General features: G+C 61.9%; 19 protein-coding genes. 7 read left to right on the top strand and 12 right to left on the bottom strand.

Annotation, left to right across the window (positions count from 1 at the left end; all coding sequences use genetic code 11):
* The first annotated feature begins 1 nt into the window (after position 1).
* The 4 genes from kdpB to IRZ56_RS20265 all read left to right on the top strand — a co-directional run bounded on the left by kdpB (position 2) and on the right by IRZ56_RS20265 (position 6,119).
* The gene (gene kdpB / locus IRZ56_RS20280; RefSeq protein ID WP_196146578.1) at positions 2-2,056 is read left to right on the top strand and encodes a potassium-transporting ATPase subunit KdpB; all 2,055 of its coding nucleotides are present in this window, start codon (positions 2-4) and stop codon (positions 2,054-2,056) included.
* 11 nt (positions 2,057-2,067) lie between these two features.
* Positions 2,068-2,610 (top strand): potassium-transporting ATPase subunit KdpC, encoded by a 543-nt coding sequence (gene kdpC / locus IRZ56_RS20275; RefSeq protein WP_196146577.1) that lies wholly within the window; start codon positions 2,068-2,070, stop codon positions 2,608-2,610.
* 162 nt (positions 2,611-2,772) lie between these two features.
* Positions 2,773-5,427, top strand: a complete 2,655-nt coding sequence (locus IRZ56_RS20270; RefSeq protein ID WP_196146576.1) for a sensor histidine kinase — start codon at positions 2,773-2,775, stop codon at positions 5,425-5,427.
* Positions 5,424-6,119 carry a response regulator gene (locus IRZ56_RS20265; protein ID WP_196146575.1) on the top strand — a complete coding sequence of 232 codons (696 nt, stop codon included), beginning with the start codon at positions 5,424-5,426 and terminating at the stop codon, positions 6,117-6,119. The genes IRZ56_RS20270 and IRZ56_RS20265 overlap by 4 nt, the downstream gene beginning before the upstream one ends.
* A gap of 109 nt (positions 6,120-6,228) precedes the next feature.
* On the opposite strand, the gene IRZ56_RS20260 is transcribed toward IRZ56_RS20265, so the two are convergent.
* The 3 genes from IRZ56_RS20260 to IRZ56_RS20250 form a co-directional block, all read right to left on the bottom strand.
* A complete protein-coding gene (locus IRZ56_RS20260) occupies positions 6,229-6,888 on the bottom strand; it encodes a response regulator (protein WP_196146574.1) in 660 nt (219 codons plus the stop codon).
* A 568-nt stretch (positions 6,889-7,456) separates the two neighbouring features.
* Positions 7,457-7,732, bottom strand: coding sequence for a DUF3077 domain-containing protein (locus IRZ56_RS20255; protein ID WP_196146573.1), 276 nt, complete (start codon positions 7,730-7,732; stop codon positions 7,457-7,459).
* Positions 7,733-7,885: 153 nt separating this feature from the next.
* Entirely contained in the window at positions 7,886-8,128 is a 243-nt protein-coding gene (locus IRZ56_RS20250) for a hypothetical protein (RefSeq protein WP_196146572.1), read from the bottom strand.
* A gap of 444 nt (positions 8,129-8,572) precedes the next feature.
* Between IRZ56_RS20250 and IRZ56_RS20245 the strand changes: the two genes are divergently transcribed.
* Complete coding sequence (locus IRZ56_RS20245; protein ID WP_124166951.1) at positions 8,573-9,946, top strand: transposase; 1,374 nt, start codon at positions 8,573-8,575, stop codon at positions 9,944-9,946.
* A gap of 196 nt (positions 9,947-10,142) precedes the next feature.
* On the opposite strand, the gene IRZ56_RS20240 is transcribed toward IRZ56_RS20245, so the two are convergent.
* The 4 genes from IRZ56_RS20240 to IRZ56_RS20225 form a co-directional block, all read right to left on the bottom strand.
* A complete protein-coding gene (locus IRZ56_RS20240) occupies positions 10,143-10,604 on the bottom strand; it encodes a cyclophilin-like fold protein (protein ID WP_328305342.1) in 462 nt (153 codons plus the stop codon).
* Positions 10,605-10,625: 21 nt separating this feature from the next.
* Entirely contained in the window at positions 10,626-11,615 is a 990-nt protein-coding gene (locus tag IRZ56_RS20235; protein WP_196146571.1) for an aldo/keto reductase, read from the bottom strand.
* Between the two features lie 94 nt (positions 11,616-11,709).
* A complete protein-coding gene (locus IRZ56_RS20230; RefSeq protein WP_196146570.1) occupies positions 11,710-12,816 on the bottom strand; it encodes an alpha/beta hydrolase in 1,107 nt (368 codons plus the stop codon).
* A 66-nt stretch (positions 12,817-12,882) separates the two neighbouring features.
* The gene (locus tag IRZ56_RS20225; protein ID WP_196146569.1) at positions 12,883-14,091 is read right to left on the bottom strand and encodes an MFS transporter; all 1,209 of its coding nucleotides are present in this window, start codon (positions 14,089-14,091) and stop codon (positions 12,883-12,885) included.
* 133 nt (positions 14,092-14,224) lie between these two features.
* Here IRZ56_RS20225 and IRZ56_RS20220 point away from each other — a divergent pair, with 133 nt between their 5' ends.
* Together IRZ56_RS20220 and IRZ56_RS20215 are read left to right on the top strand one after the other, a co-directional pair.
* The gene (locus IRZ56_RS20220; RefSeq protein ID WP_196146568.1) at positions 14,225-15,118 is read left to right on the top strand and encodes a LysR family transcriptional regulator; all 894 of its coding nucleotides are present in this window, start codon (positions 14,225-14,227) and stop codon (positions 15,116-15,118) included.
* 402 nt (positions 15,119-15,520) lie between these two features.
* Positions 15,521-17,047 (top strand): FAD-dependent monooxygenase, encoded by a 1,527-nt coding sequence (locus IRZ56_RS20215; RefSeq protein WP_196146567.1) that lies wholly within the window; start codon positions 15,521-15,523, stop codon positions 17,045-17,047.
* A gap of 30 nt (positions 17,048-17,077) precedes the next feature.
* On the opposite strand, the gene IRZ56_RS20210 is transcribed toward IRZ56_RS20215, so the two are convergent.
* Genes IRZ56_RS20210 through IRZ56_RS20190 form a run of 5 tightly spaced genes read right to left on the bottom strand, consistent with a single transcriptional unit; the run spans position 17,078 to position 24,453 of the window.
* Positions 17,078-18,688 carry an ABC transporter ATP-binding protein gene (locus IRZ56_RS20210; RefSeq protein WP_196146566.1) on the bottom strand — a complete coding sequence of 537 codons (1,611 nt, stop codon included), beginning with the start codon at positions 18,686-18,688 and terminating at the stop codon, positions 17,078-17,080.
* Between the two features lies 1 nt (position 18,689).
* Complete coding sequence (locus IRZ56_RS20205; RefSeq protein ID WP_196146565.1) at positions 18,690-19,709, bottom strand: ABC transporter permease; 1,020 nt, start codon at positions 19,707-19,709, stop codon at positions 18,690-18,692.
* Between the two features lies 1 nt (position 19,710).
* Positions 19,711-20,784, bottom strand: a complete 1,074-nt coding sequence (locus IRZ56_RS20200) for a microcin C ABC transporter permease YejB (RefSeq protein WP_196146564.1) — start codon at positions 20,782-20,784, stop codon at positions 19,711-19,713.
* A gap of 1 nt (position 20,785) precedes the next feature.
* On the bottom strand, positions 20,786-22,627 hold the full coding sequence (locus tag IRZ56_RS20195) for an extracellular solute-binding protein (RefSeq protein WP_196146563.1): 1,842 nt from the start codon (positions 22,625-22,627) through the stop codon (positions 20,786-20,788).
* On the bottom strand, positions 22,624-24,453 hold the full coding sequence (locus IRZ56_RS20190; RefSeq protein WP_196146562.1) for an extracellular solute-binding protein: 1,830 nt from the start codon (positions 24,451-24,453) through the stop codon (positions 22,624-22,626). Before IRZ56_RS20190 ends, IRZ56_RS20195 begins: the two co-directional genes overlap by 4 nt.
* Positions 24,454-24,772: the final 319 nt, after the last annotated feature.

Below are 24,772 nucleotides of genomic sequence, written 5' to 3'. Positions count from 1 at the left end.
CATGAACATGCCCATTTCCAATGTGAAAACCCAGCATCCTGCCAAGGACCAGACCCGCCTTGCCGCCCTGTGGCGCCCGGCCCTGGTGCAAGCCTTCGTCAAGCTCGACCCGCGCCAGCTCAAGCGCTCTCCGGTGATGCTGGTGGTGGCGCTCACCGCTGTGCTGACCACAGTGCTGTGCTTCGTGCCGGGCAGCGACGTCAGCACCGGCGTGGCGGTGCAGGTCGCCCTGTGGCTATGGTTCACTGTGCTGTTCGCCAACTTCGCCGAAGCCCTGGCCGAGGGCCGTGGCAAGGCCCGTGCCGACAGCCTCAAGGCCGGCAGCCAGGGCCTGACCGCGAAACGGCGCAAACGCGACGGCACCTTCGAAACCGTCCCTGCAACGCAACTGCGCAAGGACGACGTGGTGAAGGTGGTCGCTGGCGAGCTGATTCCTGGCGATGGCGAGGTGATCGAAGGGATCGCCGCGGTCAACGAAGCGGCCATCACAGGTGAGTCAGCGCCGGTGATCCGCGAGTCCGGTGGCGACCGCTCCGCTGTCACCGGCAACACCCGCCTGGTCTCGGACTGGCTGCTGGTGCGCATCACCAGCAACCCTGGCGAGTCGACCCTGGACCGCATGATCGCCCTGGTCGAAGGCGCCAAGCGGCAGAAAGCCCCCAACGAAACCGCCCTGGACATCCTGCTGATCGGTCTGACCCTGATCTTCCTGATCGTGGTGGTGACCCTGCAGCCCTTCGCCCGTTTTGCCGGCGGCAGCCTGCCGCTGATCTTCCTCGCGGCGCTGCTGGTGACCTTGATCCCTACCACCATCGGCGGTTTGCTCTCGGCCATCGGCATCGCCGGCATGGACCGCCTCGTGCGCCTGAACGTCATCGCCCGCTCCGGCCGTGCGGTGGAGGCCGCCGGCGACGTGCACACGTTGATGCTCGACAAGACCGGCACCATCACCTTCGGCAACCGCCGTTGCAGCGCCCTGCACGCAGCACCGGGCATCACTGCGCGCGAGCTGGGGGAGGGGGCATTGCTTGCCTCGCTGGCCGATGACACCGCCGAGGGCAAGTCGATCGTCGAATACCTGCGCCAGCAGTACGACTTCGACGAACCCACTGCCAGCGAGGTCGAGCCGATCGCCTTCAGCGCCGAAACCCGGTTGTCCGGGGTCGACTTCCAACAGCGCCGCTACCGCAAGGGCGCGGTGGATGCGGTGCTGGCTTTCGTCGGCATGCAGCGCCTGGACATGCCGGCGCCCCTGGCCCGCGACGTGGAGCGCATCGCCCAGGGGGGCGGTACGCCGCTGCTGGTGTGCCTGGACCAACGCCTGCTTGGGGTCATCCACCTCAAGGACGTGGTCAAGCCCGGCATCCGCGAGCGCTTCGCCGAATTGCGCAAGCTGGGCATCCGCACGGTGATGGTCACCGGCGACAACCCGCTCACTGCCGCCGCCATCGCCGCCGAAGCCGGCGTGGACGACGTGCTTGCCGAAGCCACCCCGGAGAAGAAGCTGGCGCGCATTCGCCAGGAGCAAGGCGATGGTCGCCTGGTGGCCATGTGCGGCGATGGGGCCAACGATGCCCCGGCCTTGGCTCAGGCTGATGTCGGCATGGCCATGAACGATGGCACCCAGGCCGCGCGCGAGGCGGCCAACATGGTCGACTTGGACAGCGACCCGACCAAGTTGCTGGATGTGGTGCAGGTGGGCAAGGAGCTACTGGTCACCCGCGGTGCGCTGACCACCTTTTCCATCGCCAACGACGTGGCCAAGTACTTCGCCATCCTGCCGGCACTGTTCGCGTCCATCTACCCGCAGTTGGGCGTGCTCAACCTCATGCAGTTGCAGAGCCCGCAGAGCGCCATCCTTTCGGCGATCGTGTTCAACGCACTGATCATCATCGTGCTGATCCCTCTGGCCTTGCGCGGTGTGAGGGTGCAAGCGGCGAGTGCCGCGCAACTGCTGCGGCGCAACCTGCTGATTTATGGCGTGGGCGGGATCATCGTGCCGTTTGCCGGGATCAAGCTGATCGACCTGCTGCTCAACGCCCTGCATTTGGTTTGAAGGAGACGAACATGACGACCTACCTGCGCCCGGCCCTGAGCCTGGTCTTGCTGATGACCTTGGTCACCGGCGCCTTGTATCCCCTGGCGGTGACCGGTATCGCCCAACTGGCCTTCCCTGAACAGGCCAACGGCAGCCTGGTTCGTGATGCGCAAGGGCGAGTCCGCGGCTCGGCGCTGATCGCCCAGGATTTCAAAGGCGATGCCTGGTTCCATCCACGCCCCTCGGCGGCGGACTACGCCACCGTGGCCAGCGGTGCCAGCAACCTGGCACCGAGCAACCCGGCGTTGGCCGAGCGGATCAAGAGGGAGGCCAACGCGCTGTATCAAGCGCAGCAAGGGCCCGTGCCCCAGGCCTTGTTGACCACCTCTGGCAGCGGTCTGGACCCGCACCTGCCGCCTGAGGCTGTGGCCTACCAGCTACCGCGCGTGGCGGCGGCGCGTCAGGTGCCGGTGGAGCGCTTGCAAGCGCTGGTAGAAGCGTCCACCCTGCACCCGTTGGTTGGCCCGCCCGTGGTGAATGTGCTGGCGCTGAACCAGGCGCTGGAGCGCTGATAGTGGGGCCGTTTTGCGGCCCATCGCGGGGCAAGCCCGCTCCCACAGGAACCGCGCTGTTCTGGGGTTCGGCGCGGTCCCTGTGGGAGCGGGCTTGCCCCGCGATGGGCTGCAAAGCAGCCCCCAGGATCGACCATTCACCGCATGACTGAAGGATGAAACATGAGTAACGCCACCCGCGCCGATGCGCTTCTGGCAACCCTGCCGCGCGAAGGCCGTGGCAAGCTCAAGGTGTTCCTCGGCGCCGCCCCAGGCGTGGGCAAGACCTACGCCATGCTCCAGGCGGCGCACGCCCAGCAGCGCCAGGGCGTGCGCGTGCTGGCCGCGGTGGTGGAAACCCACGGGCGCGCCGAGACCGAGGCATTGCTCGGTGGCCTGCCGCAACAACCCCTGGTGCGCAGCGAATACCGCGGGGTCACCCTCGAGGAAATGGACCTGGACGGCGTGCTGGCCGCGAGGCCTGGCCTGGCCCTGGTCGACGAACTGGCCCACACCAATGCCCCCGGCAGCCGCCACGCCAAGCGCTGGCAGGACGTCCAGGAACTGCTGGCCGCCGGCATCGACGTGTACACCACGGTCAACGTCCAGCACCTGGAAAGCCTCAACGACAAGGTCCGCGACATCACCGGCGTGCAGGTGCGCGAAACCCTGCCCGACTGGGTGTTGCAGGAAGCCTTCGAGCTGGTGCTGATCGACCTTCCGCCCCGCGAGCTGCTCATGCGCCTGCGCGAAGGCAAGGTCTATGTGCCGGAGCAGGCGAGGGCGGCCATCGATGCCTTCTTCTCCCAGACCAACCTCACCGCTCTGCGCGAGCTGGCCATGCAGACTGCCGCCGCCCAGGTCGATGCCGACCTTGCCCATGGTTATCGCCAGCGCGGCGAGGAAGCTCCCGCCCTGCGGGGGCGATTGCTGGTCGGCGTGGACGGCGACGACCAGGCCGAGCGCCTGGTGCGCCATGCCAGCCGGGTCGCCCAGCGCCGGCATTTGCCCTGGAGCCTGGTGCATGTGGACAACGGCCGGCTTCGCGACGAAACCGCCCGCCAGCGCCTGCAGGCGGCCCAGCAGTTGGCTGAACGTCTGGGTGGCGAAGTGGTGGTGCTGCGCGCAGGTGAAGTGACGCGCACCTTGATCCAGCACGCCAACGAGCGCCGGGCCAGCTTGGTGTTGGTGGGCCAGTCCCGTGATCGCCTGCGTCGACGCCTGTTCGGCGGCGGTGTGGCGATGCGCCTGCTGCGCGAAAGCCACGGCCTGGAAATCAACGTGCTCGATCGAGACGCCCAGCCACAAAAAACAGGTGCGGCGGCCAAGCGAGTCTGGGTATGGCGCCATTATCTCCTGGCGTTGCTGGCGACCGTGCTGGCTGCTGGCGTGTCGTGGGCGGTATCGAGCCTGTTACCGCTGCCCAACATGTCCCTGGTATTTCTCGTCGCGGTGCTGTTGGTGGCGGTGCGCAGCAGCCTGGGGCCGGCCCTGGCCTGCGCGGCGCTGTCGTTCCTGAGCTACGACTTCCTGTTCATTCCGCCCACCTTTTCCTTCAGCATCCAGCGCGAAGAAGACGTGCTGACCCTGGTGTTCTTCCTGCTCATGGCTGCGCTCACCGGCAACCTGGCCACGCGCCAGCGCCGGCAGTTGCAGGCCTTGAAGGAAACCCAGGCCGAAACCACGCAGCTGCTCGACCTGTCGCGCCGGCTCACTGTAGCCACCGACCGTCAGGCCGTGTTCAGTGCCGCCGGCCAGCACCTGGGTGCCTGGCAGGACCTGCAGGCCTGCCTGCTCGAACGCGACAGCGAAGGCGGGCTGCAGGCTGCCAGCGGCCACGCCCCGCAACTCACCGACAACGAACGCGCCGCCGCCGAATGGGCCTGGCAGCACGGCCAGGCTGCCGGCCACGGCAGCGACACCTTGCCTCAGGGCCGCTGGTGGTGGTGGCCGTTGTCAGCGGAGGGCCAACCCCTGGCCCTGCTTGGCGTGCGGCCACGCACCCGCGAGCCGCTTGGTGCCCAACGCCGCCGCCTGCTGATGGCCCTCGGCCAACCTCTGGCCCAGGCCCTGGCCCGTGCCCGGCTGGGCGAGCAACTGGAGGCTGCGCGTCTGCACGGCGAAACCGAACAGTTGCGCAGCGCCTTGCTGGCCTCGGTCTCCCACGACCTGCGCACCCCCCTGACCGCCATGCGCGGCAGCATCGACAGCCTGCTGGCCTTGGGCGATGCCATCCCTGCGCACGACCGCCAGGAGCTGCTCGAGGGCACCCGCAACGAAGCCGAACGCCTCGATCGCTACATCCAGAACCTGCTGGACATGACCCGCCTGGGCCATGGCGGCCTCACGCTGGCGCGCGACTGGGTCGCCCCGGCGGACATCGTTGGCAGCGCCCTCAACCGCCTGCGTGTGGTGCTGGCGCCCTTGCGTGTGCATACCGAAGTCCCTGCCACCTTGCCGCTGTTGTACGTGCATGCCGCCCTGATCGAGCAGGCGCTGGTGAATGTATTGGAAAACGCCGCGCGCTTCTCGCCCGCCAACGGACGCCTGGAGCTGCGCGTTGACCTTCAGGGCGAGCAACTGTGCTTCGCCGTCAGTGACCAGGGCCCAGGCATCCCGGTGGCCGAGCGCGAGATGATCTTCGACATGTTCTACACCGCCGCCCGCGGCGACCGTGGCGGGCAGGGCACCGGCCTGGGCCTGGCGATCTGCCAGGGCATGATCGGCGCCCATGGCGGCAAGATCCTGGTCGACGACGGCATCGATGGCCAGGGCACCTGCATCACTCTATGCTTGCCGCTGCCCCCACAACCCGAACCTGAAAGCGAAGCCCCATGAGTCAGCCCGCCACCCTGCTGGTCATCGACGATGAACCACAGATCCGCAAGTTCCTGCGCATCAGCCTAGCTTCCCAGGGCTACAAGGTGCTCGAAGCCGCCACCGGCAGCGAAGGCCTGGCCCAGGCGGCACTGGCCAAGCCGGACCTGGTGGTGCTCGACCTCGGCCTGCCGGACATGGACGGCCAACAGGTGCTGCGTGAGCTGCGCGAATGGAGCGCCGTGCCGGTGTTGGTGCTGTCGGTACGCGCCAGCGAAGTGCAAAAAGTCGATGCACTCGACGGCGGTGCCAACGACTACGTGACCAAGCCCTTTGGCATCCAGGAGTTCCTCGCCCGCGTGCGCGCGCTGCTGCGCCAGGTGCCCCAGGCCGGCAGCGCGGTGTCTTCGGTGAGCTTCGGGCCGCTGGTGGTGGATTTCGCGTTTCGCAAGGTGACGCTCGACGGTGCCGAAGTGGCGCTGACGCGCAAGGAATATGCCTTCCTGGCCCAACTGGCCAGCCATCCGGGGCGGGTGATCACCCAGCAGCAGTTGCTCAAGGATATCTGGGGCCCGACCCACGTGGACGACACCCATTACCTGCGCATCGTCGTGGCCCATGTGCGGCAGAAGCTCGGCGATGACCCGACTGCACCGCGGTTCATCATCACCGAGGCGGGTGTGGGCTATCGCCTGGTTGCGCCGGCATCATGACGGATTGGCGCTACGCATACCTGTAGGCGCGGCCTTGCGCCGCGAAAGGGCTGCAAAGCAGCCCTAAAAGTTCAACCCTGAGTAGGCTCGAGCGCGCCGCGCCCAAGCATCATGAATATTTATAAAAACCATTGCCGCTGAGATGGGCAGTGAGCTCTTCTATGCTTTTGAGCCTGAACTTTCTCAGGGCCTTGTTGACGATGGAGATGATATCCACCAAGGGCAGTCCTGTATCCCTTCCGATGTCTTCGAGTATGTGGCTTTCAGTCAGTTTGTTGAAAACCGCGATCTCGGGTTTGGTGAAGATCGTGATGTGTTTCCCTTTCGCCAAGCCTGCATTCACCAGTAAATCGAAAAAACTGGCGTCCAGGTATTTTTCATTCAGGCTGGCCTTCAACAGTGCTTGGGGTAACGTCTCTATCGCGTTGCCCTTGGACACCACGCCCATTACGTTCAGCCCCAGGATCGCGGAAAGCACGATTGGGTTGTCCAGCGTACTCAGCACGATGATCGGAAGGTCGGGGTAGCGCATGCGAATGGTGCTGAGCATGCTCAGGCTGTCCTTGGCCAAGGGATCGGGCATGTTGAAATCAGTGATGAGGATGTCGCACTGAACCCGGCTCAAGGCAATCATAAGTTCGGTCGGCGTCTTGGCCTCGGCTGAAATATGGTATTCGCTCGAACTTTGCAGGATCGTTCTGATGCCTGTCAGGATGATATCGTGATCATCAGCAATCACGACGTGCGTCTTGTTTCTGTTGTACTTCATGTTGGTGCTCTTGATTTGCCTTGTATCACGGCAAAATGGAATGCGTAAGCGCCTCATGAACCCGGCTGTTCGATGTCAGGCGGGCAATGAGTAATTCATATAGTCGTAATCATGACCTGACCATGCCAGCCACCTAACAGGGTGTGCCGCCACTACGCGTGCGTGGCGAATGGCATAGTCGAAGGAATCACAGATGATCAGGCGGGCTACCGGTTCGAACGGCTTCGTTTGGCCGGGCCGCCTTGTTGTTGGGTGGCGCGATGGTACCAGAAGTGGCAATCGAATGCCGCCGGTGTGGCGCTCGGGCCGGTGGAGCGGTAGGGAGCGGTCGTCCAGCCCCCACAGCTTTACACAAAATTATTCAAGGCCAGGAAATCTGGCGAGAGCGCCAGGAACTGTTGGGCAAGCGCTGAGGCCAAGACGTGAAATCTCCACCTCTTCTGTAGGAGCGGCCTCGCGCCGCGAAAGGGGCGCAAAGCGCCCCCAGGATTCAAGAGTCAGCCAAATGGCTCGAACCTTGTCCGCTGAAGGGACGAGAATCGCTCCGCAGCCGTCACGCCATCCATCCCTACACTCGGCGCATCATCCCCAACTCCGCGTCATCCATCAACGCCTTGGCCAGCGCCGCCAGGTAATGCGATGCCCACACCAACTGAGGTTTGTCTTCCATCACCCCGGTGAGGGTCATATCCCGCACGTAGCCCATCAACTCCGAAGCCTGTTCCCGCGCGTATTGGCAGGGAATGCCAGGCTCGATGCAAAACATCGGGTCGGTCATGCCCGGGCCTTGGTAGAACTTCGTTTTGCCAACGGTGGTTTTGACCTCGATGTCATCTGTGGCCATTTTGCTCATCTCCCTGGAATGCTCGCTGCTCAACCGGGCCTTATCGCTGGCAAGCCAGCTCCCACACGTACGGCGGTGTCTCTGATCACAGCGCAGGACAGGTGGGAGCCGGCTTGCCGGCGATAGGGCCAGCCCAGACAACAACTCGATCTGTTAATGCAGCGTTCGCGGCTCCGCCGGCACCTGCATCTGGTTCAACGCCGACTCAAGCAATACGCGCAGCGCTTCAAGCTCATGCATCGACACCATCATCAGCATCGAGACGGGTGACTTGGGCAGCAGCTGAATCGCCTGATGCGCCACGGTCTGCGCGCAGAGGGCGTACTCCGAGGCCTGGATGATCGTGTCTTCGAGGGAGGGGAGGTTCTGGGGTGGATCGGGGACGATCTTCGACATTACTTATTCCTTTGGCGGTGCGGCCACCCACCTGCTGTCAAACAGAAGGGTGGCAGCTGTACGCGGGTTGACAGACCGGTGGAATAAGCAAGTTCCGGCGCACGCAAGCGTGCCCGCACGTACAGCCGCCATTGAGGGCTAGCCGTATGCTTAATACCGTTGCGGCCTGTCAAAGCCGATCGCTGATTTCAGCGACACGCCGAGACTAGAGCGCTGCCAGAGCGACCGCAACGGAAAAAAAGCGACAGGAGTATGTTTGGGAAATGGACTACAGGGAAGGGGTGAAATCTGATTTTTACCGTCAGGACCGACCCGGAACTGACCCGGGTGGCAGGACCGTAGCTTCATCGGAATGGCTGGTTTCGACCGATTCTGTTGAAAAAGTAGCTCCCCTGTCTGGCCTGCGGCAAAATCCGCGCATCGGCCAGCAGGGAAGCACGCAGCATGATGGGACAGTTATCGAGTGGGCAGGAACGGCTGTTTTACTCATTCAACCTTGAAGACCACATCCCCGCCAATCACCTTCTGCGTAGCATTGATCGGTGTCTCGATCTGAGCGACTTGCGCCATTACCTCGCCGATTTTTACAGCCCGATTGGGCGTCCGTCGATTGATCCCGAACTGATGATCCGCATGCTGATCGTGGGCTATTGCTACGGCATTCGCTCAGAGCGGCGGCTGTGCGAAGAGACCCATTTGAACCTGGCGTATCGCTGGTTCTGCCGGTTGAGCCTTGAAGATGAGGTCCCCAATCACTCGACCTTTTCCAAAAATCGACACGGCCGTTTTCGGGACAGCGATCTGTTTCGCTGGCTGTTCAATGAAGTGCTGCGTCGTTGCATGGACGCTGGCTTGGTCAAAGGTGAAGGCTTTGCCGTGGACGCCAGCATCATCAAGGCGGATGCCAGCCGGCAGCGCGGCGTACCGGGCGATGAACCGGTCAACTGGAGCGATCCGGCCCTGAGCACCCGCGCCGTGCGTGAGTATCTTGAGGCGCTCGATGAAGAGGCTCTGGCCGAAACGCTACCGAAGCGCCTATCGCTGACTGATCCTCAAGCCCGCTGGACCGCAGCTCCAGGTGGCCCAGCGTTCTACGCTTACTCCACGAATTATCTGATCGATACCGAGCACGGCGTGATCATGGATGTGGAACCCACACCGGCTCATCGAACCGCAGAAGTCGAGAGCACCAAGACGATGATCGATCGGGTCGAAGCGCAGTTCGACATCAAGCCGGAACGCCTGATTGGCGACACCGCTTACGGTACCGCGCCGATGCTGGCCTGGATGGTGGAGGAAAAGGACATCGAGCCACATGTGCCGGTGTGGGACAAAACCGAACGCAAGAACGACAGTTTTTCGAGCAACGATTTCCGCTGGAATGAAGAGTCTGAGGAATACTGCTGCCCGGCTGGCAATGCATTACGTAGCGAATGGCGAGCCTTCAAGAACAAGCGTTCGCACGTCACCAAAGCCAACACCATCATCTTCCGATCCAGGCAGACCGACTGCGTTGCCTGTCCGATGAAAGCCAAGTGTTGCCCGAACACTGCGTTCCGCAAGATCGCCCGCAGCGTCCATGAAGCCGCGCGCGATGTGGCTCGGCGCATCGCAACGACACCTGCGTACGTGCGCTCTCGCCACGAACGTAAGAAGGTCGAAATGTTGTTTGCCCACCTCAAGCGCATCCTGAAACTGGATCGCCTGAGACTACGTGGCATGAGTGGCGCGACCGATGAATTCACGCTGGCGGCCGCGGTACAGAACCTGCGACGGCTGGCTAAATTTACATCTCAAGGGCCACCTGCCACGGGATAGGTGCGCCTGCACTCAGCAAGAAACCTCAAATTAACCCACTAACTGAGCAGCAACGGTCAACGAAGGGCCGAGAAACCACTCAATGTGGTGAGTCGGTTCTTAGGCGATGGTCGTGCCTGGGTTCAGGTCAGCTGAAAAACCGACTTTTTCAACAGAATCGGCCCAAAACCGCCAGTCAGGGTGTACCAACGGCGATTCACTTCTTGGCAGGAGCGAGCTTTATTATGGCCTGCCTAGACCCCGAGTATCCGAGATGTTCAAGGCCGTTAGTGATGCTCCCGAGCTTGATAAGACCAACCGAGTAACCAAAGTCACGATAGAAAATTGCCAGATTGCCCCAAGGCGCGTAGTAGGTGACGTCTCCGACATCTGGATCTATACCGGCAGGTGCCCCTGAGGTGTCTAGCTTGTGCGGCAAGTAGGCGATTTTTTCCTTGGCCGAGTAATCAGCAAGGTCGATGCTCAATGGGAGCTGTGAAATTAAGTCCCGGGTAGCTGGACTGTCTTCAAGGGAGGCGCTGATTACCTGCTTGCCGAGGATGATATGGATGGCGTGCATGTGGCGTTCATCTCCGGCGACCATGTCATTGGCAAGTGAAGTGGCGCTGAACATCAGCGCCAAAATGGATGCCAGTTTTGAACGTGGATCTACAGACACTTAGTCTCCTTGGTTCAGTCTCTACCAGGCATACGCCTGAGGGGCTTCGCCGCCAGGGCCGGGCCAGATCGAATCCAGCTTCGACAGGGTTGAAGCCGATAGTTTCAGCTCAAGTGCCTTGAGATTCTCCCGTAATTGCACGGTAGTCCGAGGCCCACTGAGCGCTGCGGTTACCACTGGATTTTGAAGGAGCCAGGCGAGTGCCACATCAGCCGGCGCCGCACCCAATTCTTCGCATAGCGTTTCATAGGCCTCCAGTTGTGGCCGGAGCAACTCGATCCTCTGCTGCAAGTGAGGCGTCGCTCGACGGCCCCCAGCGATCTTGCGCAAAACGCCCCCCAGCAGCCCCATACCGATCGGGCTCCAGGGAATCAGCCCGATCCCGAAGTAGCGCAGCGCCGGGATCACTTCAAGTTCGATGGTGCGTTGGGTGAGGTTGTACAGACTTTGCTCCGAGGCAAGCCCCAACAGGTTGCGCGCATCTGCCACGCACTGGGCGGTGGCAATGTCCCAACCAGCAAAGTTGCTGCTGCCGACGTAGGTGATCTTGCCTTCACGGATCAACTGCTCCATTGCCTGCCAGATTTCTTCCCAGGGCGTTGCACGGTCAACATGGTGCATCTGGTAGAGATCAATGTGGTCAGTCTTCAGGCGCTTCAGGCTAGCTTCGCAGGCACGGCGAATGTGATAGGCCGACAGGTACTTGTCGTTGGGGCCAATATCCATCGGCTGGTACACCTTGGTCGCCAGCACGATCTTGTCGCGTCGCGACGGGTCCTGGTCAAGCCAGTTACCGATGATTTCTTCGGATAGGCCATAACCCTTGGCCATATCCGGTGACTGTGGCCCACCGTACACATCGGCGGTGTCGAAGAAGTTGATGCCGGCGTCAACAGCCTCATTCATGATTGCAAAGCTGGTCTTTTCGTCGGTCAATTCGCCGAAGTTCATGGTGCCAAGCCCGATACGGCTGACTTTGAGGCCGGTTCGGCCCAGATGCGAGTACATCATCGCATTTAGCTCCTGTGACCACGCAGGTCGGATATTTGTGATTTCGCGTTCGCCGCTCGTACCGACAAGGGCGTCTCGGCGGCATTCGCCCCCGTTACTTCAGGTTGTTAGCGAAGAACCGGGCAATACGATCGAAAGGAATCTTGTCAGGGCGGTCGTACAGATCTACGTGGCTTGCCCCAGGAACGATCAAGAGCTCCTTGGGTTCTGCCGCCGCTGCGAATGCGGTCTCGCTGAAATAACGGGAATGGGCTTTTTCCCCGTGGATGAAGAGGATGGGGCGCGGCGAGATTTCCTTGATGTAGGTCAGCAGAGGCATGTTCATGAATGACAGTGGTGTCGTCATTGTCCAGGCATTACCGGAGTTGACCGCCCGAGGATGGTAGCCGCGGGACGTCATGTAGTAATCGTGGTAGTCGACGAGAAACTGTGCCTCTCCGCCTTTGAGCACGTTGTAGGGTGGCTGATAGCCAGGCGCTCCGCTCTGCGCATCGACCCAGCGCTGCTGACTGAGTCGCTCCAGCGTCTGCGTACGCTGCTCGAGTGTCACGCTGTCGTTGTAGCCCTTGGACATAACTCGCGTCATGTCGTACATGGTGCTGGTCACCACGGCTTTGACTCGCTTGTCTACGGCTGCAGCGTTAAGTGCCATGCCACCCCATCCGCAAATACCGATGACGCCTATCCGCTCGCGATCAACTTCCGGCAGCAAGCCTATAGCGTCCACGGCGGCGCTGAAATCCTCAGTATTGATATCCGGCGATGCCACATTGCGCGGCTGACCACCACTTTCTCCGGTGTACGACGGGTCGAACGCCAGCGTGACAAAACCGCGTTCAGCCAAGGTTTGTGCATACAGCCCAGAGGACTGCTCCTTTACCGCGCCGAATGGACCGCTGACCACCACCGCCGGCAGCCGCGCGTGGGGGCGCTCTTTGGGCACGTAGACGTCGGCTGCCAGCGTGATGCCGTAGCGATTAGGAAAGGTGACTTTGCGATGATCAACCTTTGCACTTTGGGGGAAGGTTTTGTCCCATTCCTGCGTCAATTGCAGTTGCATTGTCTTGGCTCCAGGGTTGGTCGCGGAGGTGGCAGGGGTAGTGGCTTGGCAGCCGAGCAGCGCCGTCAGCGCGCCCGCGAGTACTAGCATTGGAAAAAGCCCATTGCTGCGCTGGTGACGATTGCGTTGCTTGATGTTCATGGCGTTCTCCTGAAACTCGATACATGCAAAGAGCGATGACCGGGCACGACCCTTTTTTGGGGGGCGTTAACCGGCCGCGTTCTTCAAACGTGCGGTGATAAGGGTCAAGACCGCCGAAACCATCAAGACTGAGGCGCTCATGAGGAAAGTGCTCGCGTAACCTTGTTGGTCGAACAAGAGCCCGCCCAGCGTGGAGCCCAAGGCTATCGAGAGCTGGACTACGGCGACAAAAAGGCCTCCCCCTGCTTCTGCATCGTTGGGGAAAACTCGAGCTATCCACGCCCACCAACCCACCGGTGCCGAGGTACCGGTCAGCCCCCACAACCCGAGCAAAGCGATGACCATGGCCACCTGGTCCCCGAGTGTCACCAATGTGACGGCAATCAGGCACATCAAAAACGGGATGACCGTCAGCGTTTCGTAAAGGCGATGTTGGAGAACTCGGCCAATAACAAGGGTGCCGATGAAGCCGGCAGTGCCGATCACAAGCAGGACGAAGGAAACGCCACCGCCGTGCACACCCGTAACGGTCTCCAGAAACGGCCGCACGTAGGTGAACAGGGCGAATTGCCCCATGAATAGTAAGCCGCTGGCCAGCATACCAACCGGAACTCCGGGGCGTTTGAGCAGCGTGAAAACCTTGAACACGTTGGCCTGTCCTGAGGCCGGAGCGGTAACCTGCATTAACGGCAAGGTTTTCCATTGCCATGCAAGTGCAGCCAGGGCAATCGGCACTAGACACAGAAAAGCACCACGCCAACCTATAAGCGTGCCGAGCCAGGCGCCCAGCGGGGCAGCAATAACCGTAGCGAGTGCGTTCCCACCGTTCACCAGCGCCAGTGCTCGCGGCACGTCGTGACTGGAAACCAGACGCATGGCTGTAGCTGCTGACATCGACCAGAATCCACCGATCACGACTCCGATCAATGCCCGGCCCAGCATGTAGATCCAGTAGGAAGGTGCCAGCGCTACAATTGCGCCCGACACACCCATGGCTGTCGTTAGCCACAGCAACAGTTTTTTGCGGTCCAAGCTGCCAGCCAGAGAGGAAATGAAAAGGCTGGTGATCACGGCGAAGGCGCCGGAAATAGCTATGCCTTGACCTGCCATGCCTTCGGTGATGCCGAGGTCGTTGGAGATAGAGGTCAGCAGGCTCACTGGCAAGAACTCTGAAGCTACCAGAGCGAATGCGCACACGGATATTGCTAGAACGCCGCTCCAAGAGCTGGATTGGGCAGAGGACTCACTGGTGTGGTTGAGGGTACTGACAGTCATTGCATAACCTGGTCGTTGCGGATCGCTCCGCGAAGCCATGAATTTTCAGGCATGCCATACCGCATAACTAGCTAATCAATACTGAACAAGGTTATTAGCTTTACTAATAAATTAATCATGCGAGACTAAGGTCATGATCAAACGTAACCTCAATGACCTTCTATCGTTCGTGACGGTCGCGCGTGAAGGCACCTTCACGCGCGCGGCTGCCCAGCTAGGTGTGACTCAATCCGCCCTGAGCCAGGCGATCAGCGGGCTAGAGGCGCGGCTGCAAATACGTTTACTTACCCGCACTACACGCAGCGTTTCGCCCACAGCAGCGGGTGAGCGCCTGCTCAATGCAATCGGTAATCGGTTCGATGAGATCGAGGCTGAGCTGGATGAATTGTCTGCGTTGCGCGACAAGCCCACAGGAACGGTCCGGATTACCTGCGGAGATCACATCCAGAGGACATTGTTGCTTCCCAAGCTCACGCCGCTGCTTTTCGAATATCCAGACATTAAGGTGGAGTTCGACATCAATTATGGTTTCCGCGATATCGTGGCCGATCGATTCGATGCCGGTGTGCGCCTGGGCGATACCATTGACAAGGACATGATTGCGATGCCCATTGGCCCGCCCGTGCGCATGGCCGTTGTAGCGTCACCCGCCTATTTCTCCCTGCACCCGAAGCCACGCAAACCGAATGACTTGCTCGGCCATAACTGCATCAACATGCGCATGCAGTCCGGTGGTGGGTTGTATGTTTGGGACTTCCAACGCAAAGACAAACAGGTCAACGTCCGAGTAGAAGGGCAATTGGTGTTCAATACCTCCCCTAACATCGTGGACGCGGCGTTGGCGGGGTTGGGGGTCGCTTGGCTGCCCGAGGAAGAGTTCGCTCCTCACATTCAAAACGGTAGCCTAGTGCGTGTTTTGGATGATTGGTGCCCCGCATTTCCCGGGTTTTACCTCTATTACCCAAGTCGCAGGCAGCCATCCCCAGCTTTCTCTTTGGTGCTGGAGGCGCTGCGAGTGACGAGATAGGACAATTTCATTTTATGAGTCAGTCATCCAGGACAGCGAAATCTGAACAGCCCCTCGTCTCGTAAACACCTTCGGGCAAAAGGTCCAATCGACAGTGACGGGCGATTTCACCAAGCTCCGATGCCGAACCTCGGCGTAAAAAAGACGCGGCACGAGCGTGGTGGCGTCGTCTCTTCGGTTTGCCATGGGTATTGCGGCTTGCTCAATGCTTGAATCGCCCCTTGTTTCGTAGGACCACCGCTCATGGCTGCAGCAAAGGCCGAGAGAAGCCACTCCCGGAATGCCAATCGTGAGATCCAAAGCCCAAGCCTCGGGTTGAAAAACGAGGCTCATGAATCGTTGACTTTGCGCGCTTTCAGGCACATCTATGACTCCTGAAACCTTCATTTCCGAGGTGAGCTCATGGCGCAGACCGACGTTCTCATTGTTGGAGCGGGGCCAACCGGGCTGGTTCTTGCGCTTTGGCTCACCAAGCAGGGCATCGCCGTACGAATCATCGACAAGACCAATGGTCCAGGCGAGGCTTCTCGCGCCATGGCTGTCCAGGCCCGCACGCTAGAGCTCTATCGCCAGCTCGATATGGCCGAGGCCGTGATAGATGCCGGCTATAAAACCCCTGCCATGAACATGTGGGCACGAGGCAGCCACAGGGCGCGTATCCCCTTGGTCGATGCAGGCAGAGAGGTTTCTGCGTACCCCTTTGTGCTGATTTATCCCCAGGATCGCCATGAGCGCCTACTGGTGCAGCGGCTCCAGTCGCTCGGCGTGGAAGTGGAGCGGCAGGTCGAGCTGCTGTCCTTCGATGAGGGAGAAGGCCATGTCACGGCTTTGCTGAAACATGCTGACGGGCGAGAAGAATCCTTCACTGCGGCTTTCCTGGCAGGATGCGATGGCGCTCGGTCGCGCATTCGGCAAGCGATCGGCAGCGGTTTCGAGGGCGGGACCTACAAACAGCTTTTCTATGTTGCGGATGTCAGGGTCACTGGTATGGCGCCTGCGGGTGAGGCACACATCGCTTTTGATAAATCCGACTTTGTGCTGCTGTTGTGCTATGGCGAACAGGACCAATACCGCCTGATTGGCACCGTGCGTGATGAGCGCGCCGAGCATCCTGAGCAGCTGACGTTCGCAGACGTTGGCCATGATGCGATCAACGGGTTGAACCTTAAGATCACCGACGTGAACTGGTTTTCCACCTACCGTGTTCATCATCGTGTCACGGACCATTTCCGCCGTGGCAGAGCGTTTCTGCTCGGCGATGCTGCGCATGTCCATAGCCCGGCCGGTGGTCAGGGCATGAATACCGGTATCCTGGATGCGATCAATCTGGCGTGGAAGTTGGCTGCGGTGGTCAAAGGCACGGCGCCCGATACATTGCTCGACAGCTACCAGATCGAGCGCCAGGCATTCGCCCGCACGCTGGTGGACACCACTGACAAACTGTTCACCTTTGTTACCACTCAGGGCGCAATTGCCGACTTTGTACGCACTCGCATTGCGCCAATGTTCGCGAGCGTCGCGTACAGGAGCGAAAACGTCCGTGAGTACCTGTTCCGAGTGGTTTCGCAAACCACCCTCGATTATCGCGACAGCCCGCTGAGCCAGGGCCGGGTCGGTGAGGTTCAGGGCGGTGATCGCCTGCCTTGGCTACCCATGGGCACTGCGGACAACTACGATTCACTGGCAACCATTGAGTGGCAAGTGCATGTTTATGGTCAAGCCAAGGCAGGCGTGTCCCAATGGTGCGCGATGCACGGCATTCCGTTGCATATCTTCCCTTGGGCGCGTGCGTACGAGCAAGCCGGTTTCGCCAGAGACGCGACTTATCTGTTGCGGCCTGACAGCTATGTCGCGCTGGCTGATCCTGAGGGGCAAGCCTCCACCTTGGGCCGATACTTCGAGGCGCACGGCATTCTGCCGCCCACTTGAGGTAGGTATTCCTGCTGCTCCGACACCACCCTAGGCAACCGGGGCCGCCTCCAAAAACGCCGCTTCCAACAACTGCCGCGTGTACGGATGCTGTGGGGCATGGAAGATCGCCTGCGCATCTCCTTGTTCCACCACATGCCCATGCTTGATCACCATCAACTGGTGACTGAGTGCCTTGACCACCGCCAGGTCATGGCTGATGAACAAGTAGGTCAGGTTGTACTTGTGCTGCAGGTTGCGCAGCAGTTCCACCACCTGCCGCTGCACGGTTCGGTCCAGCGCCGAGGTCGGCTCATCCAGCAGAATCAACGCAGGTTTCAATACCAGCGCTCGGGCAATGGCGATACGTTGGCGCTGGCCACCCGAGAACTCATGCGGATACCGATGCCGAGTCCGTGGGTCCAGCCCCACTTCCTCAAGCGCTGCAATGATCGCGGCTTCCTGTTCGGCAGGCGTGCCGATGCGGTGAATCCGCAAGCCTTCGCCGACGATATCGGCCACGCACATGCGCGGGCTGAGGCTGCCGAAGGGGTCCTGGAAGACCACCTGCATTTCCCGCCGTAGCGGCCGTACGTCCTTCTGGCTGAGGCCTTCGAGGTTCTGACCGTGGAAGCGGATGCCGCCGCGGCTGGCGATCAGGCGAAGGATGGCAAGGCCCAGGGTGGACTTGCCCGAACCGCTTTCACCCACGATACCGAGGGTCTGCCCCTGGGGCAGGCTGAAGTCGATGCCGTCCACGGCTTTGACATGGTCGACGGTGCGCCGCAGCAGGCCTTTCTTGATCGGGAACCACACACGTAGGTCCTCGACCTCCAGCAACGGCGAGCCCACCGGGTTATCCGCTGGCGCGCCACTGGGCTCGGCATTGATCAGCATCTTGGTGTAGTGATGCTGTGGCGAGCGGAACAGGGTCGCGCAATCGGCCTGTTCGACGATCTTCCCGCACTGCATCACGCACACCCGATGGGCAACGCGCCGCACCAGGTTCAGGTCATGGCTGATCAGCAGCAGGGCCATCCCCAGCCGCGCCTGCAGCTCCTTGAGCAGGTCGAGGATCTTCAGCTGCACGGTCACATCGAGCGCGGTGGTGGGCTCGTCGGCGATCAACAGCTCCGGCTCGTTGGCCAACGCCATGGCGATCATCACGCGCTGGCGCTGGCCGCCGGACAGCTCGTGGGGCAGGGCCTTGAGGCGTTTGTGCGGCTCGGGGATGCCGACCATCTCCAGCAGCTCGAGGGTCCGCGCGGTGGCTTGCTTGCCGGTCAGGCCCTTGTGCAGCAGGAGAATCTCGTTGATCTGCTTCTCGATGGTGTGCAGCGGGTTCAGCGAGGTCATCGGTTCCTGGAAGATCATCGCGATGCGGTCGCCACGAATGCGTTGCATGGGTTTTTCGCCCAGTCGCAGCAGGTCCTTGTCGCCATAGCGGATGCTGCCGTTGGGGTGTCGGGCCAGGGGGTAGGGCAGCAGCCGCAGGATGGAATGGGCGGTGACGGATTTGCCCGACCCGCTCTCGCCGACCAGCGCCAGGGTCTCGCCCTTGCGGATATCGAAGCTGATGCCATCGACCACACGGTTGACCTGCTCGCCGGTCACGAACTCCACCGCCAGGTCACGCACTTCGATCAGGTTCTGTTCGCTCATGTCATTTCCTCGGGTCGAAGGCATCGCGGGCGGATTCGCCGATGAACACCAGCAGGCTCAGCATGATCGCCAGTACGGCGAAGGCACTGATGCCGAGCCACGGCGCCTGCAGGTTGGACTTGCCCTGGGCCACCAGCTCGCCCAGCGAGGGCGCGCCGGGCGGCAGGCCGAAGCCGAGGAAGTCCAAGGCGGTGAGGGTGCCGATGGCCCCGGTGAGGATGAACGGCATGAAGGTCATGGTGGAGATCATGGCATTGGGCAGAATGTGCCGGTACATGATCGCGCCGTTGCGCATGCCCAGGGCGCGGGCGGCGCGCACGTACTCGAGGTTGCGCCCGCGCAGGAACTCGGCGCGCACCACATCCACCAGGCTCATCCAGGAGAACAGCAGCATGATGCCCAGCAACCACCAGAAGTTGGGCTGCACGAAGCTTGCGAGGATGATCAGCAGGTACAGCACCGGCAGGCCCGACCAGATTTCCAGGAAACGCTGGCCGGCCAGGTCCACCCAGCCGCCGTAATAGCCCTGCAGGGCACCGGCGATCACGCCGACGATGGAACTGAGCACGGTGAGCGTCAGGGCGAACAGCACCGACACACGGAAGCCATAGATCACCCGCGCCAGCACGTCGCGGCCCTGGTCGTCGGTGCCCAGCCAGTTGTCCGCCGAAGGCGGGGCGGGGGCCGGGACCTTGAGGTCGTAGTTGATGCTCTGGTAGCTGAACGGGATCGGTGCCCACAGCACGAAGCTGTCCTTCGTGGCCAGCAGCTCGCGGATGTAGGGGCTCTTGTAGTTGGCCTCCAGGGGGAACTCGCCGCCGAAGGTGGTCTCCGGGTAGCGCTTGAAGGCCGGGAAGTACCATTGGCCGTCGTAGCGCACGGCGATGGGCTTGTCATTGGCGATCAGCTCGGCGCCCAGGCTCAGGCCGAACAGCACGATGAAGATCCACAGCGACCACCAGCCGCGGCGGTTGGCCTTGAAGCGCTCGAAGCGCCGGCGATTGAGAGGGGAGAGTGCCATGTCATTGCTCCCGGCTGGCGAAGTCGATGCGGGGGTCGACCAGGGTGTAGGTCAGGTCGCCGATCAGCTTCACCACCAGCCCCAGCAGGGTGAAGATGAACAGGGTGCCGAAAACCACCGGGTAGTCGCGGTTGATCGCCGCCTCGAAGCTCATCAGACCCAGGCCGTCGAGGGAGAAGATCACCTCGATGAGCAGGGACCCTGTGAAGAAGATGCCGATGAATGCCGAAGGAAAGCCCGCGATCACCAGCAGCATGGCATTGCGGAACACATGGCCGTACAGCACCCGTGGCCGGCTCAGGCCCTTGGCCTTGGCGGTGATGACGTACTGCTTGTTGATTTCGTCGAGGAAGCTGTTCTTGGTCAGCAGGGTCATGGTGGCGAAGTTGCCGATGACCAGCGCGGTGATCGGCAACACCAGGTGCCAGAAATAATCCAGGACCTTGCCGGTGGTGGAAAGCTCGTCGAAGTTGTTGGACGTCAGGCCGCGCAGGGGGAACCAGTCGAAGTAGCTGCCGCCGGCGAACAGCACGATCAGCAGGATGGCGAACAGGAACGCCGGGATGGCGTAGCCGACGATGATCGCCGAGCTGGTCCAGACGTCGAAATGGCTGCCGTGACGCACGGCCTTGGCGACCCCCAGGGGGATCGACACCAAGTACATGATCAGCGTGCTCCATAACCCGAGCGAGATGGACACGGGCATCTTCTCGATGATCAGGTCGATGACCTTGGCATCGCGGAAGAAGCTCTCGCCGAAGTCCAGCTGGGCGTAGTTCTTGATCATGATCCACAAGCGTTCAGGCGCCGACTTGTCGAAGCCATACATGCGCTCGATCTCGGCGATCAGGGCCGGGTCCAGGCCTTGGGCACCGCGGTAGTTGGAGCCGGCCACGGCCACTTCGGCACCGCCGCCGGCGATGCGGCTGGTGGCGCCCTCGAAGCCTTCGAGCTTGGCGATCATCTGCTCCACCGGGCCGCCGGGGGCGGCCTGGACGATGATGAAGTTGATGATCAGGATGCCGAACAGGGTCGGGACGATCAGCAGCAGGCGGCGCAGGATGTAGGCGAGCATGTCAGTTCGCCTCGTCCTGCGGCGCGGCAGGCTCGGCCACCGCTGGGGTTACTTCGGGCTTGATCCACCAGGTATTGATGCCGATGTCGTACTTGGGCGACACCTTCGGGTGGCCGATGTGGTTCCAGTAGGCCACGCGCCAGGTCTTGATGTGCCAGTTGGGGATCACGTAGTAGCCCCACAGCAGCACGCGGTCCAGGGCACGGGTATGGGCGATCAGGCTCTGGCGCGAGTCGGCGTTGATCAACTGCTCCACCAGCTGGTCGATGGCCGGGTCGCGCAGGCCGATGAAGTTGCGGCTGCCGGGGTTGTCGGCGGCGGCACTGCTCCAGAACTCGCGCTGCTCGTTACCCGGGGAGCTCGATTGCGGGTAACCGCCGACGATCATGTCGAAGTCGCGCGAGCGCAGGCGGTTGATGTATTGCGAGACATCGACGCGGCGGATGTTCAGCTCGATGCCGAGGTCGGCGAGGTTGCGCTTGAACGGCAGCAGGATGCGCTCGAACTCGGTCTGGGCCAGCAGGAACTCGATGACCACCGGCTTGCCCTGGGCATCGACCATTTTGTCGTCGGCGATCTTCCAGCCGGCTTCCTGCAGCAGCTTGTAGGCCTTGCGTTGCTGGTCGCGAATCATGCCGCTGCCGTCGCTGACCGGGTTGTGGAATGGCTCGGTGAAGACCTGTTCGGGGATCTTGCCGCGCAGCGGTTCGAGAATCTTCAGCTCATCGGGCCCCGGCAGGCCCTCGGCGGCCATCTCGGAGTTCTCGAAGTAGCTGCCGGTGCGGGTGTAGGCGCCGTTGAACAGCTGCTTGTTGGTCCATTCGTAGTCCAGCAGCAGGCTCAGGGCTTGGCGGATGCGCACGTCCTGGAACACCGGGCGACGCAGGTTGAAGATGAAGCCCTGCATGCCGGTGGGGTTGCCGTTGGCCAGTTCCTCGCGGACCAACCGGCCTTCCTGCACGGCGGGCACGTTGTAGGCGGTGGCCCAGTTCTTCGCGCTGGTTTCCAGCCAGTAGTCGAACTGCCCGGCCTTGAGCGCTTCCAGGGCGACAGTGTTGTCGCGGTAGGAATCGTAGGTCATCTGGTCGAAGTTGTAGTAGCCGCGGTTGATCGGCAAATCCTTGGCCCAGTAGTCCTTGACCCGCTCGTAGCGCACCGAGCGGCCGGCCTTGACCTCGGCGACCTTGTACGGGCCGCTGCCCAGCGGGATCTCCAGGTTGCCACGGTCGAAATCACGGCCTTGCCACCAGTGCTTGGGCAGTACCGGCAACTGGCCGAGAATCAGCGGCAGCTCGCGGTTGTTCTTGTGCTTGAACTTGAACAGGACGCGCAGTGGGTCTTCGGCGACCACTTCGGCAACGTCGGCATAGTAGCCGCGAAACAGTGGGGCGCCCTTGCTCATCAGGGTGTTGAAGGTGAACACCACGTCCTCGGCACGCATCGGGTGGCCGTCGTGGAAGCGCGCTTCGGGGCGCAGGTAGAAGCGCACCCAGCTGTTGTCGGGGGCCTTCTCGATCTGGCCGGCGACCAGGCCGTATTCGGTGAAGGGTTCGTCCAGGCTCTGGCGCATCAGGGTGTCGTAGATGATGCTCACGTCGTCGGCCGGCACGCCCTTGTTGATGAAGGGGTTGAGGCTGTCGAAGCTGCCGAAGCTGGATTGGCGGAAGGTGCCGCCCTTGGGCGCATCGGGGTTGACGTAGTCGAAGTGCTTGAAGTCGGCCGGGTACTTGGGCGGCTCGTCGTACAGGGTCAGGGCGTGTTGCGGTGCGGCCATCGCCGGGAGGCTCAGGCAGGCCAGCAGCAGGCTGCCGGCCAGCCGGCGCAAAGGGTGCGTTGGCATCATTGGGCTTTCTCCGAGGTCTTGAGCCACCAGCTGTTCAGGCCCAGGGTATAGGGCGGCGTGGCGACGAAGGCGAACCGGTTGCGGTAGGCCAGGCGGTGATTGTCGAGATACCAGTTGGGGATCATGTAGTACTGCCACGACAGCACCCGGTCCAGGGCGCGGGCAGCGGCGACCTGGTCGTCACGGGTGCGGGCGGCGAGCAGGGTGTCGAGTAGGTGGTCGACCACCGGGTCCTTCACCCCTGCGTAGTTCTTGCTGCCCTTGACCGAGGCTTGGCTGGAATGGAAGTACAGCCATTGTTCCAGGCCCGGGCTCAAGGTCTGGGCCAGGGTCATGAGGATCATGTCGAAGTCGAACTGGTCCAGACGCTGCTTGTACTGGGCGCGATCAACCGTGCGCAGGCGCGCGTCGATGCCCATGTTGGCCAGGTTCTCCACGTAGGGTTGGAGGATGCGTTCCAGGTTCGGGTTGACCAGCAGCAGCTCCAAACGGAACTGTTGGCCCTTGGCGTTGACCAGGCGTTGGCCGTCGAGTTTCCAGCCGGCCTTGGCGAACAGCTCCAAGGCCTGGCGCAAGGTCTTGCGGTCGATGCCGCGGCCGTCGGTGTGGCTGACGCTGTAGGGCTGGGTGAACAGCTTGGCCGGCAGCTCGTCACGGAACGGTGCCAGCAGCAACCATTCCTTGCCGGTGGGCAAGCCGGTGGCCGCGAACTCGCTGTTGGGGTAGTAACTGGTCGAACGGCGGTAGGCGCTGCTGAACAGGGCGCGGTTGGTCCATTCGAAGTCGAGCATCAACCCTAGGGCCTGACGCACCCGTGGGTCGCTGAAGGCTGCCCGGCGGCTGTTCATGAACAGCCCCTGGGTCTGGGTGGGGATGCGGTGCGGGATCTGCGCCTTGATCACATCACCCCGGCGGATGGCCGGGAAGTTGTAGCCGTTGGCCCAGTTCTTGGCCTGGTGCTCGATATAGATGTCGAACTCGCCGGCCTTGAACGCTTCGAAGGCCACCGTGGCGTCACGGTAGAACTCGTACTCGACGCGGTCGAAGTTGTACTTGCCGCGATTGACCGCCAGGTCCTTGCCCCAGTAGTTCTTCACCCGCTCGAACACCAGGCGCCGGCCAGGCTCCACCTGGGTGATGCGGTAGGGGCCGCTGCCCAGTGGCGGCTCGAAGGTGGTGGCCTTGAAGTCGCGGCCTTTCCAGTAGTGCTTGGGCAGCACCGGCATTTCGCCCAGGCGCAGGATCAGCAACGGGTTGCCGGCGCGTTTGAACACGAAGCGGATGCGCTTGGGGCCGAGGATGTCCACCCGTCGCACTTCCTGCAGGTTGGTGCGGTACATCGGGTGGCCTTCCTTGAGCAGGGTGCGGTAGGAGAACGCCACGTCTGCCGAGGTGATCGGGTGGCCATCGTGGAAGCGTGCCTCCGGGCGCAGGTTGAACACCACCCAGCTGCGATCCTCGCTGTACTCCACCGAGCGGGCGATCAGGCCGTAGCTGGAGGTGGGCTCGTCGCCAGAGGGGGCGTACTGGCCGGTGCCGACCATCAGCGGCTCGTTCAGCTCGTTGATGCCGTATTGCAGGAAGTTCGGCGTGCTGACCGGGCTTGAACCCTTGAAGGTATAGGGGTTGAGGGTGTCGAAGGTTCCGAATGCCATGGCCCGCAAGGTACCGCCCTTGGGCGCTTGCGGGTTGACCCAGTCGAAATGGGTGAAGGTGGCTGGATACTTGAGCGTGCCGAACTGCGCGTAACCGTGGCTTTCGCTCACCGTCGCGACTGCGGGAAAGCTCAAGGCCAGGCTGAGAGACAGCAGGAGGGGACGTATCAAGTCGGCATCCGATCCAGGGGCGTTGGGCTTTGATCGGGCTACAGTAACAGCTTGTCTGGGATGGAAAAAGAGTGTGTGGCGGGGGTTTTGGCGGTGGGGTTTGTGACGGGTTTTTTCCCGGGGGCTGCTTGGCAGCCCAATCGCGGCACAAGCCCCGCTCTCATAGAACAACGCATAACTATTTGATTGTGCAGGTCCTTGTGGGAGCGGGCTTGTCCCGCGATTGGGCCGGGCCCGATATCACCGTCGCGTGGCAAGGGCATCGCCCTTGATCGCGGGAACAGCCCCCTCCCACACGCGGCGCAAGCCGCATGTTCTT

This window comes from Pseudomonas guariconensis, assembly GCF_015680235.1.
In the GTDB taxonomy this organism is placed as follows: Bacteria; Pseudomonadota; Gammaproteobacteria; order Pseudomonadales; family Pseudomonadaceae; genus Aquipseudomonas; species Aquipseudomonas guariconensis_A.
This window is presented reverse-complemented; position numbering and strand designations above follow the sequence as displayed.

Bases quoted from the DNA above. Each gene is read 5' to 3' on its own strand.
- kdpB (WP_196146578.1), top strand. From the start codon at position 2: ATGAACATGCCCATTTCCAATGTGAAAACCCAGCATCCTGCCAAGGAC.
- kdpC (WP_196146577.1), top strand. From the start codon at position 2,068: ATGACGACCTACCTGCGCCCGGCCCTGAGCCTGGTCTTGCTGATGACC.
- IRZ56_RS20270 (WP_196146576.1), top strand. From the start codon at position 2,773: ATGAGTAACGCCACCCGCGCCGATGCGCTTCTGGCAACCCTGCCGCGC.
- IRZ56_RS20265 (WP_196146575.1), top strand. From the start codon at position 5,424: ATGAGTCAGCCCGCCACCCTGCTGGTCATCGACGATGAACCACAGATC.
- IRZ56_RS20260 (WP_196146574.1), bottom strand. From the start codon at position 6,888: ATGAAGTACAACAGAAACAAGACGCACGTCGTGATTGCTGATGATCAC.
- IRZ56_RS20255 (WP_196146573.1), bottom strand. From the start codon at position 7,732: ATGGCCACAGATGACATCGAGGTCAAAACCACCGTTGGCAAAACGAAG.
- IRZ56_RS20250 (WP_196146572.1), bottom strand. From the start codon at position 8,128: ATGTCGAAGATCGTCCCCGATCCACCCCAGAACCTCCCCTCCCTCGAA.
- IRZ56_RS20245 (WP_124166951.1), top strand. From the start codon at position 8,573: ATGATGGGACAGTTATCGAGTGGGCAGGAACGGCTGTTTTACTCATTC.
- IRZ56_RS20235 (WP_196146571.1), bottom strand. From the start codon at position 11,615: ATGATGTACTCGCATCTGGGCCGAACCGGCCTCAAAGTCAGCCGTATC.
- IRZ56_RS20230 (WP_196146570.1), bottom strand. From the start codon at position 12,816: ATGAACATCAAGCAACGCAATCGTCACCAGCGCAGCAATGGGCTTTTT.
- IRZ56_RS20225 (WP_196146569.1), bottom strand. From the start codon at position 14,091: ATGACTGTCAGTACCCTCAACCACACCAGTGAGTCCTCTGCCCAATCC.
- IRZ56_RS20220 (WP_196146568.1), top strand. From the start codon at position 14,225: ATGATCAAACGTAACCTCAATGACCTTCTATCGTTCGTGACGGTCGCG.
- IRZ56_RS20215 (WP_196146567.1), top strand. From the start codon at position 15,521: ATGGCGCAGACCGACGTTCTCATTGTTGGAGCGGGGCCAACCGGGCTG.
- IRZ56_RS20210 (WP_196146566.1), bottom strand. From the start codon at position 18,688: ATGAGCGAACAGAACCTGATCGAAGTGCGTGACCTGGCGGTGGAGTTC.
- IRZ56_RS20205 (WP_196146565.1), bottom strand. From the start codon at position 19,709: ATGGCACTCTCCCCTCTCAATCGCCGGCGCTTCGAGCGCTTCAAGGCC.
- IRZ56_RS20200 (WP_196146564.1), bottom strand. From the start codon at position 20,784: ATGCTCGCCTACATCCTGCGCCGCCTGCTGCTGATCGTCCCGACCCTG.
- IRZ56_RS20195 (WP_196146563.1), bottom strand. From the start codon at position 22,627: ATGATGCCAACGCACCCTTTGCGCCGGCTGGCCGGCAGCCTGCTGCTG.